Below are 16224 nucleotides of genomic sequence, written 5' to 3' on the forward strand. Positions count from 1 at the left end.
CGCGGTTCCGGCCGGCACAGGATCGGCCGTGTCTCAGGCTGGCGACACCGGCTGAAGATTCGCTTAATCGTCCACATCTGCGCCGCATCCCCGGCGGCCTTCCGCCTGAAAACACCTTGATACGGACGGATTTTCACGCGCAACGCGCCATATTCTCGCCGGATTCCCGGACCAGTCTGACCGGGAAATGAAGAGGTGCGGCGTGGGAAGAACTCCCTGAGCAGGCGCTGCCCCACCACCAGAAGGGCTGAAGATGCGCATTCTTGCGGTCGACGACGACGAGATGATCCTGGAACTGCTGTCGGCGAGCCTTGGCGCCAACGGGTTCAGCGATCTGACCACGGCCTCCTCGGCACGCGAGGCGGCGACGATCCTGACAAACAGCCCCGAACCTTTCGATTGTTTCCTTCTCGACATCCAGATGCCCGAGATCGACGGGATCGAGCTGGCGAGGGCGATTCGCCGCAGCCCCTCGTACCAGCAGTCCCCGATCATCATGATCACGGCGATGTCGCAGAAATCCTATATCGACCGGGCCTTTGCGGCCGGGGCGACGGATTACGTGACCAAGCCCTTCGACCCGGTCGAACTGGGCACGCGGATCCGGCTCGCCGCGCGCCTCGTCGACCAGAACAACGCGATCCGCGACAATGCCTCGATGGTGGACGGCCTGCGCGCCCAGCTCGAGCGCGAGCGGTTCCTGGACCTGAACGAGGCGATCGGCATCAAGGAAGTCGATGGCGTGATCGAGCTGCAATCGCTCGAGAACTACCTGCTGCAGCTGACCCGCTCGGGCCTGTTCGCCACCTCGATCTTCGCCTTCAAGATCGAGGGCGTCGAGAACATCTATGCCGCCAGCTCGCCCACCGACTTCCGCTACCTGCTGACCGACGTGGCCGAGGCGATCTCGACCGCGCTGCGCTCGGTCGAGCGTTTCGTCTCCTACGCCGGCAACGGCGTCTTCGTCTGCGTGGCCCATGGCCGGACCCTGCTCGACCTCGACACCGTGGTCGCGACCGCGAACCTGATCGTGGACGAGATGGGCCTGACCAACAGCCGCGGCATGCCGATCAAATGCACCCTGCGCGTGGGCTCCCCGGTCCGCGTGGGGCTGGTGCGCGCCGGCCGCGGCGCCGTCGATGCGCTCTACGTCGCCATCGACAATGCCGAACACGATCCGACCCCGGCCGAGCCCAACGCCTGGGGCAGCTCCTCCTCCCAATTCCGCATGGCCTGACGGCCCGAGGCCCCGATGATCGACCCCGTCCAGGAACAGACCCGCAACCGGGTCGTGACCGCCCGTGTCGCCGAGATCCGCGGCCGCTTCCTCGACGTGCTCGAATCCCGGCTCGTCGAGCTCGAGGCGGCGCGCAGCGATCTCGAGGAGGACGACGGGATCGACCACGGTTACCGCCGCCAGCTGATCGAGGCGATCCGCTTCGGCGCCCACAAGACCACCGGCATCGCCGCCACCGTCGGCTTCCCCGAGCTTGGGCGGCTGTCGCAGGTGGCCGAACTTGCCGCCGACGGCCATGACCCGGCCCGCGCGACGGTCCCGGAACTCAACCGCCTGCTGCATGCCGTCGACGACATGCTGGGCGAGATGGCCCTGATCCTGATCGACAACGACCGCTGCTGAGCGCCGGGCGCGCGCCCGCGCCGACGGCCTTCAGCGCCGACGGCGCCACTGGTGATGCAGCGCCCAAGCGACCGCGAAGCCCGCCGCCACCACCGCCGCGGCCATCCCCAAGTGCCCTTCAAGCCGCACCCGCCCGATCAGCCCGTGCAGCGTCGCGCCCAGGCCGTAGCCCAGCGCGGTCACCACATGCGCCCAGACCAGCACCGCCAGAGCGTTGAGCGCCACGAAACGCGGCACCGGGATCCCGGCCGCGCCAAGGCTCAGCGCCCCGATCGTGCGCGCGCCGTAGAGGAAGCGGAAACCCAGGATCAGCGCCGTCGGCCGCTCGACCACCATCCGGCGCACCTTCGACACCGCGCCGTGGTTCAGCATCCGCTGCACGAAGCCGAAGCGCGAGGTGTGGCGGCCAAGGAAGAACAGCGCCTGGTCGCCGGCGAATGCGCCGGCCGCGACGGTCATCGTCGCGACCTCGTAGGGAAAGAGGCCCCGGTGGGCGAGCACGCCGGCCAGGAAGCCCGTGGCATCGCCCTCGACCGAACAGCCCAGGAAGATCGCCGGGAGGCCCCACTGGGTGACGAGGGCCTCGAATCCCATGCTCTCAGCGCACCTTCAGCGTGGCGAGGCCGATCAGCGCGAGGACCAGCGAGATGATCCAAAACCGGATCACGATCTGCGCCTCGCCCCAGCCCTTCTTTTCGAAATGGTGGTGGATCGGCGCCATCAGGAACACCCGCCGGCCGGTGCGCTTGAAATAGGCGACCTGGATGATCACCGACAGCGCCTCGACCACGAAGAGCCCGCCGACGATCGCCAGCACGATCTCATGCTTGGTGCAGACCGCGATGGCGCCCAGCGCGCCGCCCAGCGCGAGGCTGCCGGTATCGCCCATGAACACGGCCGCGGGCGGCGCGTTGTACCACAGGAAGCCCAGCCCCCCGCCGATCAGCGCCGCGCAGAAGACCAGGATCTCGCCGGTGCCGGGCACGTAGTGGACGCCGAGGTATTCGGTGAAGTTCAGGTTGCCGACGACATAGCTGATCGCCCCCAGCGTCGCCGAGGCGATCATCACCGGCATGATCGCCAGCCCGTCCAGCCCGTCGGTCAGGTTCACCGCGTTGGCCGCGCCGACGATCACCAGCATGCCGAAGGGCACGAAGAAGATGCCAAGGTGGATCAGCAGGTCCTTGAAGAACGGCAGCGCCAGCTCTCCGGTCAGGCCCGCCGGATGCGCCCAGGCCGCGGCCATCGAGGCGAGCGCCGCCACGACCAGCCCGATCCCCATACGGATCTTGCCGGACACGCCCTTGGTGTTCTGCTTGGTGACCTTCGCATAGTCGTCGGCGAAGCCGATCAGCGCGAAGCTGTAGGTCACCAGCAGCACGATCCAGATGTAGGGATTGTCGAGCCGCGCCCAGAGCAGGGTCGAGACGCCGAGCGCCGAGAGGATCAGCAACCCCCCCATCGTCGGCGTGCCCGCCTTGACGAAATGGGTGGCCGGGCCGTCGTCACGGATCGGCTGGCCCTTCTTCTGGACCTTGCGGAGGTAGTCGATCAGCGGGCGCCCGAAGAGGAAGCCGAAGATCAGCGCCGTGAAGAAGGCCGCACCCGCCCGGAAGGTGATGTAGCGGAAGAGGTTGAAGATCCCCCCGCCATCCGACAGCTCGGTCAGCCAATAGAGCATTCACTCGGTCCCTCGGTTGTGGTGGGCGACCGCTTGCCCCAGCTTGCGAATGGCGTCAACCAGCAGGGCCACCTTGATGCCCTTCGACCCTTTCACGAGCAGGACATCGCCGGCATCGGCCAAGTGGCGCAGCTCGGGCACCATCTCTTCGGCCGTCTCGTGCCACTCGCCGCGCTTGGCGCGCGGCAGCGCTTCCCACAGCGCCTTCATGCGCGGGCCGACGCAATGCACCGTGGTGACCTGCGCCATTGCCGGATGCCCGGCCAGCGCCGCGTGCATCGCGATCTCGTCCGGCCCCAGCTCCAGCATGTCGCCCAGAATCGCGATCCGCCGCCCGGCGGCCTTGCGGCCGACCCCGTCCTTGGGCTGCGCGGCGGCCAGCATGTCGAGCGCCGCCCCGACCGAGGTCGGGTTGGCGTTGTAGGCATCGTCGATCAGGTCGAAGCTCAGGTGGTCGTCGACCACGTCCAGCACGATGCGCTCGCGCATCCCCCGCCCGCCCGCCGGCAGCCATTGCCCCAGATCGAGCGCGGCCACCGCCGTATCGGCCCCGGCCGCCGCGGCGACCGCCAGCACGGCCAGCGCGTTCTGGGCGAAATGGGTGCCTTGCGTGCGCAGCTTGAACAGCAGCGGATGGATCAGACCGTCGGCGCCCTTGTGCGAGGCCTCGACCACCGTCGCATCGGCCGTCACCTTCGCATGGATCAGCCGCCAGTCGGCCTCGGGATCGGGGCCGAAGGTCAGGATGTGGTGGCCATGCCCCCGCCCCGCCGCCTCGAGCAGGCCCGAGACCGGCAGGCCCAGCGGCACCACGGCGGTGCCGCCCGGCTCGACCCCCTCGAAGATCGCGGCCTTCTCGCGCGCGATGCCGTCGAGGTTCTCGAAGGCTTCCAGATGCGCAGGCGCCACCGTGGTGATCACCGCCACATGCGGGCGCGCGAGCTTCGCCAGCGGCGCGATCTCGCCGGGATGGTTCATCCCGATCTCGATCACCGCGAAATCGGTGTCGGCGGGCATCCGCGCCAGCGTCAGCGGCACGCCCCAGTGGTTGTTGTAGCTGGCCTCGGCCGCATGCACGCGGCCCTGCGCCGCCAGCACCTTGCGCAGCATCTCCTTGGTCGAGGTCTTGCCGACCGAGCCGGTCACCCCCACCACCTTCGCCCGGGTCCGCGCCCGTCCGGCCCGACCAAGCGCGGTCAGCCCCTCGAGCACGTCGGGCACGACCAGCAGCGGGTCCTTGTCCGAGCAGCCCTCGGGGATGCGCGAGACCAGCGCCGCGGCCGCGCCCTTGTCGAGGGCGGCGCGCACGAAGTCATGGCCGTCGCGGACGTCCTTCAGGGCGACGAAGAGGTCGCCCTTCGCGAGGGTGCGGGTGTCGATCGAGACGCCCGTCACCTCGAAGGCGCGGGTGGCGCGGCCTTCGGTGGCGGCGGCGGCCTCGGCCGAGGTCCAGAGGATGTCGGTCATATGCGGCCCTCCAGCGCGGCGACAGCGACGCTTGCCTGCTCGGCATCGTCGAAGGGATAGACGGTGTCGCCGACGATCTGGCCGGTCTCGTGGCCCTTGCCGGCGATGATCAGCGCGTCGCCGGGTTCAAGCGCGTCGACGGCGCGCAGGATCGCCTCGGCCCGGTCGCCCACCTCGGTCGCGTCCGGGCAGCCGGCCATCACCTCGGCCCGGATCGTGGCCGGGTCCTCGCTGCGCGGGTTGTCGTCGGTGACGAAGACCAGGTCGGCATGGCGGGCCGCGGCCTCGCCCATCAGCGGGCGCTTCAGCCTGTCGCGGTCGCCGCCGGCGCCGAAGACGCAGAGGATGCGGCCCATGACATGCGGGCGCAGGCTCACCAGCGCCGAGGCGAGCGCGCCCGGCTTGTGCGAATAGTCGACGAAGACGGTGGCGCCGTTGCCGCGCACCGCGGCCAGTTCCATCCGGCCATGCACGGTGCGGACCTGTCGCAGGGCGGCGAAGACCTCGTCGGGTTCGGCGCCGGCGGCGATCACCAGTCCGGCGGCGATCAGCACGTTCTCGGCCTGGAAGCCGCCGATCAGGTCGAGCCGCAGCTGCCGCGGTGCGCCGAACCAGTCGACGCGCACATCTTGCCCCGTCGCATCAAAGCGTTGCGACAGGATCTTCATGTCCGCAGGCGTGTCGCGGCCGACGGTGATCAGCTCGAGCCCGCGCGCCTTGGCATGGGCCTGCATCTCGGACGACCGCGGATCGTCCATGTAAAGGACGGCGGTCGCCTCCTCGGGCAGGACGCGGTCGAAAAGCCCAGCCTTTGCCGCGAAGTACTCGTCGAAGCTCGCGTGGTAATCGAGATGGTCCTGACTGAAGTTGGTGAAGGCCCCCGCCTTCAGCCGCACCCCGTCAAGCCGCTTCTGGTCAAGCCCGTGCGACGAGGCCTCCATCGCCGCGTGATCGACGCCGATCTCGGCCATCTCGGCGAGGATCCGGTGCAGGGTCAGGGGCTCGGGCGTGGTGTGGGGCACGGGCGCGGTGAAATCGCCCAGCACGCCCATCGTGCCGATGTTCGCCGCGCGCAGGCCCATCGCCTGCCAGATCTGCCGTGTGAAGGTCGCGACCGAGGTCTTGCCCGAGGTGCCGGTCACCGCCACCACCGTGTCGGGCTGGGTGCCGAACCACAGCGCCGCCGCGAAGGCCAGCGCCTGGCGCGGATCCTCGGCCACGATCAGCGCGGCCTGCGTCCCCGCCATCGCCTCGCGCGCGATCTGCGCGCCGGCGCGGTCGGTCAGGATCGCCGCGGCCCCCTGCGCCAGCGCGATCGGCGCGAAGTCCGCGCCATGCACCTTCGTGCCCGGCAGCGCCGCGAAAAGATGACCGGGCTTGACCATGCGGCTGTCGACCGAAAGCCCGGTCACCCGGACCTCGGCCCCGCCGCGCGCGGTCAGGCCCAGCTCGGCCAGCGTCGCGGTTTTCGGGCCCGATGCCTGATCGCTCATCGCGCGTCCTCCAAGGCTTGCCGAGGGGCGCCCCGCCCCCCGCTTCAGTTGCGCACGAGTGTTAGCGCAGCGTCGCCGGAAGGTCCAACCTGAGGGCGCAGCCCCAGAAGCGGCGCGATGCGGCGGATGATCTCGGCGCCCACCGGAACAGTGGTCCAGCCGGCGGTCCGCCGCGGCTCGGAGCCCGAATTCTCGGAGGCCTCGTCGAGCGAGGTGATCAGCACGTATTTCGGATCGTTCATCGGGAAGGCCGAGGCGAAGGTGCCCATGACCTTGTCCTTGTAGTAGCCGCCCGCCGGGTTGACCTTGTCGGCCGAGCCGGTCTTGCCGCCGACCAGATAGCCCGGCACATCGCCGAAGCTGGCGGTGCCGCGCGCCACGACCTGCCGCATCAGGCTGCGCATGATCGCCGAGGTCTTTTCCGAGATCAGCTGCGGGCCGCGCGGCACCGGGCCGGTCTTCAGCAGCGTCGGCGTCACCTTGTAGCCGCCGTTCACGATCGTCGAATAAGCCGCCGCCAGATGCAGGGGGCTGGCCGACAGGCCGTGGCCGTAAGAGACGGTCATCGCGGTGATCTCGGGCCATTTCGACGGCACGATCGGGCGGCCGGTCGGCGCCTCGGCAAGTTCGATCGGCGTCGGCTCCATCAGGCCCAGCGCCTTCAGGAAGGCCTGCTGGCGTTCGGCGCCGATCATCAGCGCGATCCGCGCGGTGCCGATGTTCGAGGATTTGACGATGATCTCGGTGACCGAGAGATGCTCGCCGTAATTGTGGAAGTCCTTGATCCGGAACCGGCCCCAGACCAGCGGCGACTTGGTCTGCACCTCGGTCGAGGGGTTCACCAGCCCAAGCTCGATCGCCTGCGCCACCGCGAAGATCTTGAAGGTCGAGCCAAGCTCGTAGACGCCCTGCACCGCGCGGTTGAACAGCGGACTGTCCGAGGCATCGCCCTTGGTCAGCGGCGCGGGGCGGGTGTTGGGGTCGAAATCGGGCAGCGAGGCCATGGCGATGACCTCGCCGGTGTGCACGTCCATCAGGATCGACGAGGCACCCTTGGCGTTCATCAGCTTCATGCCGCCTTCGAGCACTTCCTCCATCGCGGCCTGCACCGAGAGGTCGATCGACAGCTGCAGCGGCTTGCCGCCGTTCGCCGGGTCGCGCAGCCAGCCGTCGAACGAGCGCTCGACGCCGGCAGTGCCGATGACCTCGGCCGAATGCACGCCCTCGCGGCCGAAACCGGCGCCGCCGAGGATATGCGAGGCGATGGCGCCATTCGGATAAATGCGCATCTCGCGCGGGCCGAACAGCAGGCCCGGATCGCCGATGTCATGCACCTGCTGCATCTGTTCCGGGCTGATCTTCTTCTTGATCCACAGGAACTTGCGGCTGCCGGTCAGGTCCTTCATCAGCCGCTCTTCGTTCAGGTCCGGGAAGATCTTCAGCAGCGCCTTGGCCGAGCCCACCGGGTCGATCATCATCTGCGGCTGGGCGTAGAGCGAATGGGTGACGAGGTTCGTGGCCAGGATATGGCCCGAGCGGTCGGTGATGTCGGCGCGCTGGGCGACGATGGCGGCGCCGGGCACCTCGCTGCGCGGCTCCATCGGTTCGGAGGCGGCCAGAAGCCCCATCTGCGCCCCGATCACCCCGAAGGCCGAGAAGAACAGCAGGCCCATCACCAGAAGCCGCGTCTCGGCCCGGCCACGCGACTTCTCCTGCATCTGCTCGTGGCGGATGCGCAGGTTCTCGCGTTCGATCACATCCGGGTTCTCGCCCTTCTGGCGGGCGTCGAGGATGCGGGCGAGCGGGCGAAGCGGCGTGCGGATCAACGCGTCTACTCCTGGTCGGCGCCGTCGGCGGCAGAAAGGGCGGCAGAGGTTTCGACCGGGTCGGTGATCGTGCCGGCCTTCGGTGCGGCGGGGGCGACCTCGGGGACCGCGACCTCGGGCGGATAGGCGACCTGGTCGACGGCGGCGAACTGGTCGGACTGCATCGGCAGAAGCGGCAGGCGGGCGAAGTTGATCGCCACCAGCTCGCGCAGGCGGTCGGGGCGGTTGAGATAGGCCCATTCCGCCTTCAGCACGCCAAGGCTTTCGGTCAGATGCGCGATGTCCGACCGCATCGCGTCGATCTCGGACATCTTCGACTGGGTCGCGTAGTTTTCGCGGTAGGCCCAGAAGGCGAGGCCCATGACGACCAGCGCGGTGATCACATACAGGAAGCTGCGCATCTCAGCCGCCCTTCCGGCGACCGGGGCGCTGCTCGAGCGCCGGAGCCGGGATCGCCATCGCCGCGCGGTCGAGCGCCTGCGCGGGCGCCGCGGTGCGCCGCGCGACGCGCAGCTTCGCGGACCGCGCGCGCGGGTTTTCGGCCAGTTCCTGATCGTCGGGGGCGATCGCGCGGCGCGAGATCATCTCGAAGGCCGGGGCCGCGGCCTCGCGCGCGGGGGCATAGCGGCTGCCCTGCCCCTCGCTGCCCGACCGGATCTGGAAGAAGCGCTTCACCACGCGGTCCTCGAGCGAATGGAAGGTCACCACCGCCAGCCGGCCGCCCGGGGCCAGGGCGCGCTCCGCGGCGGCGAGGCCTTCGGCCAGCTGGCCGAACTCGTCGTTCACGGCGATGCGGATGCCCTGGAAGGTGCGGGTGGCCGGATGGCTCTGACCCGGCTTCTGGCGCGGCAGCACCGATTCGACAATCTTGGCGAGGCCGAGGGTCGTGGTGATCGGCTGATCGTTGCGCGCGCGCACGATGGCCCTGGCGATCCGGCGCGAGGCGCGGTCCTCGCCGTAGTGATAGATGATGTCGGCCAGTTCCTCTTCCGAGGCCTCGTTCACGAGGTCGGCGGCCGAGGGCCCGTCCGAGGACATGCGCATGTCGAGCGGGCCGTCCTTCTGGAACGAGAAGCCGCGCTCGGCCTGGTCGATCTGCATCGACGAGATCCCGAGGTCGAGCACCACGCCCTGCACCGGCCCGCCGGCGATCGCGTCGAGATCCGAGAAGGTGCCACGTTCCAGTTGCAGACGGTCGCCGTAGTCGCCGGCCCAGGCCTTCGCCATCTCGAAGACCATCGGGTCGCGATCGATGCCGATCACGCGCCCGGCCCCGGCGGCGAGCAGGCCGCGCGAATAGCCCCCGGCCCCGAAGGTGCCGTCGACCCAGGTGCCCAAGACAGGTGCGACCGCTTCGAGGAGCGGCCGCAGCAGGACGGGAATATGCGGCGCCTCGGCCATGATCACCCCCCGGCCGACGGGGTCTTGGCGGCCCCGAGCAGCGAGTAGACGTCGAAATCGGCGGGCATCTCCTCCAGCCAGCCGTCGATCTGGGCCTGATCCTCGGCGGCGAAGGTCTCGGGGTTCCAGATGGTGAAGGTCTCGCCCTGGCCGAGGAACAGCGCCTCGGACGAAAGGCCGATCTTCTCGCGCAGCTTCTGGGGCAGCACGAGGCGGCCGTCGGGCTCGACCTCGACGAAGGTGGTCGCGCCGAGCACCATGCGCTCGAGGATGCGCCGCTGCATCGAGCCGCGGTCCATGTTCGCGATGTCGGCGGCCATGCGACGGAAGTCGTCGTAGCTGTGGCACTCGAGATGCGACTTGTTCGGGGTGGCGACGATCGCGATGCGGGGGCGATTTTCGTTGGGGCGCTGCAGGTCGCAGGCTTCAAGCTCGCGGCGATAGTCGGCGGGGATCGACATGCGCCCCTTGCCGTCCACCTTGAAGGTGTATTCGCCTACGAACATGCCGGCCATGTGGCCTGTGGCTCCTATCTCTGTCCCGGCCGCCGGACCCTCTGCGGGGTCTCGGAAGCGAAACGGCGGACCGGGCTGCTGCCACTGCCCGATCCGCCGCCCTCGTTCCCAGTTCCTGGGCCCCATGTGATGGGGGTGTCCGACTGCGCGCGCCACCTGGGGGGATGTCTGCTCGCCCGCGCGCCGGATCTCTTCGTTTCGATGAGTGGGCTGCCTGTATGAAGCCTGCTTTTTTTATCGTTTCCGGGGTCTTGCGACCCGGATGCCCGTGTTCATCGTGTGATCATTACTGGCACGGGAATTCACGGGAGTAAACAGCGAATTTAGGGAAGCCACGGGATCCCCATGGCGCGAAACGCCGCAGTCCCTTCGCAGTTCGGACAGTTAGCCAGACCCTTGGCACAATATGATGTTATTAAGCTTCGTCATGTCGTCATATATGGGCCCGTCGGGCGGGCACATTTTTTTCCCGTCATTTCCCAGAAGCAACGGAACACGGCGCCGCCGCATTGCCCGCGTTGCCTCAAGGACACGGTTCGGGCCCCCTGCTCACGAAATCAGACGCCGAGTTCACGGCGGATCGCGTTTCCGTGACCACCGGAACCGAATCCCCAAGTTTCATTGGGGCAGCGCTCGGCACAGGGCATCTACGACGCGAAAAGGCGGCCCCTCTCGGCGCCGCCTTCCCGTGAATTCCCAGAGTTCAGTCCCGCGATTTCCCGTGCCCCGCCCCGCTTGCCCGCCAAGGGGACGAATCGAGTGGGCGGGTCAGGCCATTCCACCCGCGACGAGGCGCCGGGCCAGGCGCAGGTAGGCCTCGGCTTCGGGCCCCTCGCCTGCTGCCACAGGGGTGCCGGCGTCGCCCGCCAGCCGGATGTCGAGGCTGAGGGGGATCTCTCCCAGGAACGGCAGGCCCAGACGCTCGGCCTCGGCGCCGACGCCGCCGTGACCGAAGAGATGGGCCTCGTGGCCGCAGTTCGGGCAGACATAGGTCGACATGTTCTCGATCAGGCCGAGAACGGGGGTCTTCAGCTTGCCGAACATGTCGATCGCCCGGCGCGCGTCCAGAAGCGCGATGTCCTGCGGGGTCGAGACCACCAGCGCCCCGGTCAGATGCGTGCGCTGGCACAGCGTCAGCTGCACGTCGCCCGTGCCGGGCGGCAGGTCGACGATCAGCACGTCGAGCTCGCCCCACTTCACCTGGGTGAGCAACTGCTGCAGCGCGCCCATCAGCATCGGGCCGCGCCAGACCACGGCCTCTTCCTCTTTCAGCATGAAGCCGATCGACATCAACGTCACGCCATGTGCGTGCAGCGGCTCGATGGTCTTGCCGTCGGGCGAGGCCGGGCGGCGGTTCACGCCCATCATCCGCGGCTGCGAGGGCCCGTAGATATCGGCATCGAGAAGCCCCACGCGCCGCCCCTCGCGCGCGAGCGCGACCGCGAGATTGGACGAGACCGTCGACTTGCCCACCCCGCCCTTGCCCGAGGCGATGGCGAGGATCCGGTCGATGCCGGCAAGGCGCTGCGGGCCGGTCTGTCCGGGCGGCTGCGGGGTCGGATGACCGCCGATCTTGAGGCTGGGCGCGGCCCCTGCGCCGGCCCCGGGGGCCGCAGTCGCGCCGCGCTGCGGCGTTAGCGCTGCCGCAGCCACGGCAACCGACACCTTTGCGACGCCTGGCAATGCGCGCAGCGCCGCCTCGGCCGCGGCGCGCAACCCCTCACCGGCGCCGGCCTGCGCCTCGGGAAGTTCCAGAACGAAGGCGACGGCGGCACCGCCGCCCGACGCTGCAGGACCAACAGTTAGGGCCCGAACCATGTCCCTGCCCACGATATCGCCGCCTCCGGGTGCCGCGACTCGGGCCAGGGCGGTCATGACGGCAGGTTTATCGAGGGTCATACTTTGGTCTCCCGGGGCGTTTTCAGGCGAGGTGTGGCAGTTCTGACATGGTTCGCAAGGCGATTCAGGATCGTTTGTCCACAAACTGCCTGAGCTTTGCGCAGAGGCCCTGTTAGCGCCCCTAAATTATGTCAGCGGACGTTATGCATTCACGTCATGTCGGGCTTGAGAGGACGGGGGATTGTGCAAATGCAGCATCGGGGCCAGATTGGGTTCAACAGCGACGGACACGGAACGACACGCACCGCGAACCGCCGCACATCCGCAGACGAAAGCATCCGAAATGGCACTCGCTCAGAACCTCTCCACCACCGATCGCGGCTTTGCCGATCGCGTCGCCGCCCTGTTCCGCTCGATGTCGGAAGCCCGCCAGCGCCGCAAGGTGTTCCGCCAGACGCTCGGCGAACTCCGCTCGCTGACCTCGCGCGAACTGGCCGACCTGGGCCTGAACCGCTCGATGATCACCCGCGTCGCCGCCGAGGCGGCCTACGGTAAAGCGGCCTGAACGAATTACAAGGTTTCCTCAGGCTCCTCCTCCTCCCTGAGCCTGGGAAATAAGCGGCGGCCCCCTCCTCCTCCCTGGGGTCGCCGCACCAGATGACCGGGTTCCTCCCCAAGGGGATCGACCCAGCCGGCAGACGCAGGTCCCCTCCTCCTCCCTGGGACCTCGTACAGGCGGCGGCCCCCTCCTCCTCCCTGGGGCCGCCGCGCTTTCCCCCGCAAGGGGCGCCGGCACGACGGACTGCGAAGGACCCCTCCTCCTCCCTGGGTCCGACGTTGTGAAGGCCGGTGGCGTCCCCTCCTCCTCCCTGGGACGCCACCGCCGCCTTCCGCAAGAAGATGCGACGGGCCCCTCCTCCTCCCTGGGTCCGGCGTTCGTGAAGTCGGCGGCGCCCCTCCTCCTCCCTGGAGCGCCGCCGATCTTCACCAGACGATGCGACCGGTGTCCCTCCTCCTCCCTGGACCCCGGCGTAGGTGACGACCGGCGGCGCCTCCTCCTCCTCCCTGAGGCGCACCCCAAGTCCTCACCGCATACACGCGGGCCCCTCCTCCTCCCTGGGTCCAGCGTTCAGACGGCGGCACCCCCTCCTCCTCCCTGGGGTGCCGCCGTTGTGCATTTCGGGGGTCTTCCATCCGACCGGCCCCTCGCGGGCTAGCCCTCGATCGTCACCAGAAGCGCCGCCAGCGCGGCCTCGTCCTTGCCGGCGGCGGCGGCGATCGCCGACAGGCTGGCGCCCGGTTCCGGCGCATAGCCGGCAGCGGCCAGCGCGGTGCCCAGCGCCTCGGGCGTAAGGCCCAACGCAGGGGCCGCATCCTGCAGCGGCGCCGCCATCAGCCGATGCGCCAGCGCGAATTGCGGCGGGCCGGACCGTCCGCCGCCGGTGCCCTGCGCGGGCAGGAAGAAGGGAACCATCGCCACCAGCGTCACCGCAGCGGTGATCCAGAGCCGCGGGCCGCGCAGGTAGGACAGCATCGGGCGCCAGTTGCGCCACAGATGCGCGAGGAAGGGCGCGATCAGCACGAGGCTCAGCCATTCGTGGCTGCCACGGAAGCCGCTGGGGCCGATGTGGAAGAACAGGCCGATGCCGGTGATCAGCGAAACGAGGAAGAAGGTCAGCGTCGCGGGCGTCGCGTAACGGAAGAGGAAGGCGCGCATCGAAGGGTCCAGTCGCATCCGGGGCCGGTCCGCGGCCCCGTTCCTGCCCCTGCTACGCAGATCCCGCGCGCCTCCGTCGGCTCAGAACGGCACGTCGTCGGCGTCTTCGGCCGCGACGAGGAAGCCGCCCAGAAGCCGCTTCGGGCCGGCCTTGTCGAACTCGACGGCCAGCTTGTCGCCCTCGACCCCGATGACGGTGCCGTAGCCGAACTTCTTGTGGAACACCCGGTCGCCCTCATCGAAGGGCGAAACGGCCTCGGCGTCGATGACCACATGGCGCGCCTCGCGCGGCTGGGCCATTGGGCGTTCGGAGGCGCGCCCCTGCATCCGCCGCCAGCCCGGCGAGTTGTAGACATCGGCCCGCGCCGCCCGCGCCTCGACCGCCGAGGTGCCGAAGCTTGCGCCCATCCCCGCCGCCGCCGCGCCGTAGCCGCCGCCGTAAAGGCCGGGCGGCGTCATCACCTCGACATGCGCCTCGGGCAGCTCGTCGATGAAGCGCGAGGGCAGCTGGCTTTGCCACTGGCCATAGACCCGGCGGTTGCCGGCGAAGGAGATCGTGCAGACCGCTTCCGCCCGGGTGATGCCGACATAGGCCAGCCGCCGCTCCTCCTCGAGCCCCTTCAGACCCGATTCGTCTAGCGAGCGCTGGCTGGGGAAGAGCCCGTCCTCCCAGCCCGGCAGGAACACCGCCGGGAATTCGAGACCCTTGGCGGCGTGCAGGGTCATGATCGTGACCTTGTCCGCGGCCTCGTCATTGTCATTGTCGAGGATCAGCGCGACGTGTTCGAGGAAGCCCTGCAGGTTGTCGAACTGCTCGAGCGCCTTCACCAGTTCCTTGAGGTTCTCGAGCCGCCCCGGCGCCTCGGGCGTCTTGTCGTTCTGCCACATGGCGATATAGCCCGAATCCTCGAGCATCTCTTCCGCCAGCCGGATGTGGGAATGGTCGTGCGCGGGGGGCACGTCGTCGATGTCGAGCTCGATCAGCGCGTCATCCGGGTCCTCGCCACCGATCGGCGGCAGCGCCGTCGCGGTCGAGGCGCCGGCGACGCGCTCGTGCCAGCCGTCGATCAGTGTGACCAGACGGCGCAGCTCGGCCCCGCCCTTGCCGCCGATCCGGCCGGTGGCGACGGCAGAGCGCGCGCCTTCCAGCAGACTGGTGCCATCGGCGCGCGCGACCATCTGGATCGTCTGCTGCGCCTTGTCGCCAAGGCCGCGCTTGGGGGTGTTCACGATCCGCTCGAAGGCCAGATCGTCATCGGGCGAGACCGCGAGCCGGAAATAGGCCATCGCGTCGCGGATCTCCTGCCGTTCGTAGAAGCGCGGGCCGCCGATGACGCGATAGGGAAGGCCGATGGTCAGGAACCGGTCCTCGAACGCCCGCATCTGGTGGCTGGCGCGCACGAGGATCGCCTGATCGTTCAGGGCGACCGGGTCGCGGGCGCGGGTGCCGCGCTGAAGCGTCTCGATCTCTTCTCCGATCCAGCGCGCCTCTTCCTCGCCGTCCCAGTGGCCGATCAGCCGGACCTTCTCGCCCTGTTCAAGGTCGGTCCAGAGCGTCTTGCCCAGCCGCCCCGAGTTCTGCGCGATCACGCCCGAGGCCGCGGCAAGGATATGCGGGGTCGAGCGATAGTTCTGCTCCAGCCGGATCACGGTCGCGCCGGGGAAGTCCTTCTCGAACCGCAGGATGTTGCCGACCTCGGCGCCCCGCCAGCCGTAGATCGACTGGTCGTCGTCGCCGACGCAGCAGATGTTCTTCTTCGCCTGCGCCAGCAGCCGCAGCCAGAGATACTGGCAGACGTTTGTGTCCTGATACTCGTCGACGAGGATGTAGGGCAGGAAGCGCTGATACATGCCCAGCACGTCCGGATAGGCCTGGAAGATCGTGACGACATGCAGAAGCAGGTCGCCGAAATCGACGGCGTTCAGCGACCGCAGGCGCTCTTGATAGGCCTCGTAAAGCTCGGTGCCCTTGTTGTTGAAGGCCGAGGCCTCGGACGAGGGCACCTTCGAGGGCGTCAGCGCCCGGTTCTTCCAGCCGTCGATGATCCCGGCCAGCTGGCGGGCGGGCCAGCGCTTCTCGTCCATGTTCGCGGCCGCGATCACCTGCTTCAGCAGGCGGATCTGGTCGTCGGTGTCGAGGATGGTGAAGTTCGACTTCAGCCCCGCAAGCTCGGCATGGCGACGCAGGATCTTGACCGAGATCGAGTGGAAGGTGCCCATCCAGGGCATGCCCTCGGCGGCATGGCCCAGAAGGCGCCCCACCCTGTCCTTCATCTCGCGCGCGGCCTTGTTGGTGAAGGTCACCGACAGGATCTCGTTCGGGCGGGCGCGGCCCGTGGTCAGCAGATGCGCGATGCGCGTGGTCAGCGCCTTGGTCTTGCCGGTGCCGGCGCCGGCCAGCATCAGCACCGGGCCGTCCAGCGTCTCGACCGCCTGGCGCTGCGCGGGATTGAGATCGTCGAGATAGGGCTGCGCCTGCCCCCGCGCCGCCATGGCGCGCTGGGACAGGGACACCGCCTGATGGGCGCTCTCGAATGCGTCGTCGTCGTCGAACCTGCTCATGGCGCGCATGATACCGGGTCGCGCCGGGCGAGGAAAGTTCTTCTTCCGTTCGCGCCCGATGAGGGTGCTTCTAGAATCGAGCGG

At 68.9% G+C, this 16224-nt stretch carries 14 protein-coding genes; 3 read left to right on the top strand and 11 right to left on the bottom strand.

Annotated elements, in window-relative coordinates; genetic code table 11:
• The first annotated feature begins 253 nt into the window (after positions 1–253).
• Both V8J36_RS07045 and V8J36_RS07050 read left to right on the top strand, forming a co-directional pair.
• Complete coding sequence (locus tag V8J36_RS07045) at positions 254–1237, top strand: response regulator (RefSeq protein ID WP_336466573.1); 984 nt, start codon at positions 254–256, stop codon at positions 1235–1237.
• A 15-nt stretch (positions 1238–1252) separates the two neighbouring features.
• Positions 1253–1639, top strand: a complete 387-nt coding sequence (locus V8J36_RS07050) for an Hpt domain-containing protein (RefSeq protein ID WP_336466574.1) — start codon at positions 1253–1255, stop codon at positions 1637–1639.
• A 30-nt stretch (positions 1640–1669) separates the two neighbouring features.
• On the opposite strand, the gene V8J36_RS07055 is transcribed toward V8J36_RS07050, so the two are convergent.
• The 9 genes from V8J36_RS07055 to V8J36_RS07095 form a co-directional block, all read right to left on the bottom strand.
• Positions 1670–2233 (bottom strand): DedA family protein, encoded by a 564-nt coding sequence (locus V8J36_RS07055; protein WP_336466575.1) that lies wholly within the window; start codon positions 2231–2233, stop codon positions 1670–1672.
• Between the two features lie 4 nt (positions 2234–2237).
• Positions 2238–3320 (bottom strand): phospho-N-acetylmuramoyl-pentapeptide-transferase, encoded by a 1083-nt coding sequence (gene mraY / locus V8J36_RS07060; protein WP_336466576.1) that lies wholly within the window; start codon positions 3318–3320, stop codon positions 2238–2240.
• A complete protein-coding gene (locus tag V8J36_RS07065; protein WP_336466577.1) occupies positions 3321–4787 on the bottom strand; it encodes a UDP-N-acetylmuramoyl-tripeptide--D-alanyl-D-alanine ligase in 1467 nt (488 codons plus the stop codon).
• Complete coding sequence (locus V8J36_RS07070; RefSeq protein ID WP_336466578.1) at positions 4784–6280, bottom strand: UDP-N-acetylmuramoyl-L-alanyl-D-glutamate--2,6-diaminopimelate ligase; 1497 nt, start codon at positions 6278–6280, stop codon at positions 4784–4786. Before V8J36_RS07070 ends, V8J36_RS07065 begins: the two co-directional genes overlap by 4 nt.
• A gap of 44 nt (positions 6281–6324) precedes the next feature.
• On the bottom strand, positions 6325–8106 hold the full coding sequence (locus V8J36_RS07075; RefSeq protein ID WP_336466579.1) for a peptidoglycan D,D-transpeptidase FtsI family protein: 1782 nt from the start codon (positions 8104–8106) through the stop codon (positions 6325–6327).
• 5 nt (positions 8107–8111) lie between these two features.
• On the bottom strand, positions 8112–8507 hold the full coding sequence (ftsL, locus tag V8J36_RS07080) for a cell division protein FtsL (protein WP_336466580.1): 396 nt from the start codon (positions 8505–8507) through the stop codon (positions 8112–8114).
• 1 nt (position 8508) lies between these two features.
• Positions 8509–9507, bottom strand: coding sequence for a 16S rRNA (cytosine(1402)-N(4))-methyltransferase RsmH (gene rsmH / locus V8J36_RS07085; RefSeq protein WP_336466581.1), 999 nt, complete (start codon positions 9505–9507; stop codon positions 8509–8511).
• Positions 9508–9509: 2 nt separating this feature from the next.
• Positions 9510–10022 carry a division/cell wall cluster transcriptional repressor MraZ gene (gene mraZ, locus V8J36_RS07090; protein ID WP_336466582.1) on the bottom strand — a complete coding sequence of 171 codons (513 nt, stop codon included), beginning with the start codon at positions 10020–10022 and terminating at the stop codon, positions 9510–9512.
• Between the two features lie 768 nt (positions 10023–10790).
• Positions 10791–11921: an Mrp/NBP35 family ATP-binding protein gene (locus V8J36_RS07095; protein ID WP_336466583.1), complete on the bottom strand. Its 1131-nt coding sequence runs from the start codon at positions 11919–11921 to the stop codon at positions 10791–10793.
• A gap of 283 nt (positions 11922–12204) precedes the next feature.
• Here V8J36_RS07095 and V8J36_RS07100 point away from each other — a divergent pair, with 283 nt between their 5' ends.
• A complete protein-coding gene (locus V8J36_RS07100; protein ID WP_336466584.1) occupies positions 12205–12426 on the top strand; it encodes a DUF1127 domain-containing protein in 222 nt (73 codons plus the stop codon).
• 648 nt (positions 12427–13074) lie between these two features.
• Here V8J36_RS07100 and V8J36_RS07105 read toward each other — a convergent pair.
• Positions 13075–13578 carry a DUF4405 domain-containing protein gene (locus tag V8J36_RS07105; protein WP_336466585.1) on the bottom strand — a complete coding sequence of 168 codons (504 nt, stop codon included), beginning with the start codon at positions 13576–13578 and terminating at the stop codon, positions 13075–13077.
• A gap of 81 nt (positions 13579–13659) precedes the next feature.
• Positions 13660–16140: an ATP-dependent helicase gene (locus V8J36_RS07110; protein WP_336466586.1), complete on the bottom strand. Its 2481-nt coding sequence runs from the start codon at positions 16138–16140 to the stop codon at positions 13660–13662.
• Between the last annotated feature and the right edge of the window lie 84 nt (positions 16141–16224).

The organism is Frigidibacter sp. MR17.14 (assembly GCF_037095735.1).
Taxonomy (GTDB): Bacteria; Pseudomonadota; Alphaproteobacteria; order Rhodobacterales; family Rhodobacteraceae; genus Frigidibacter.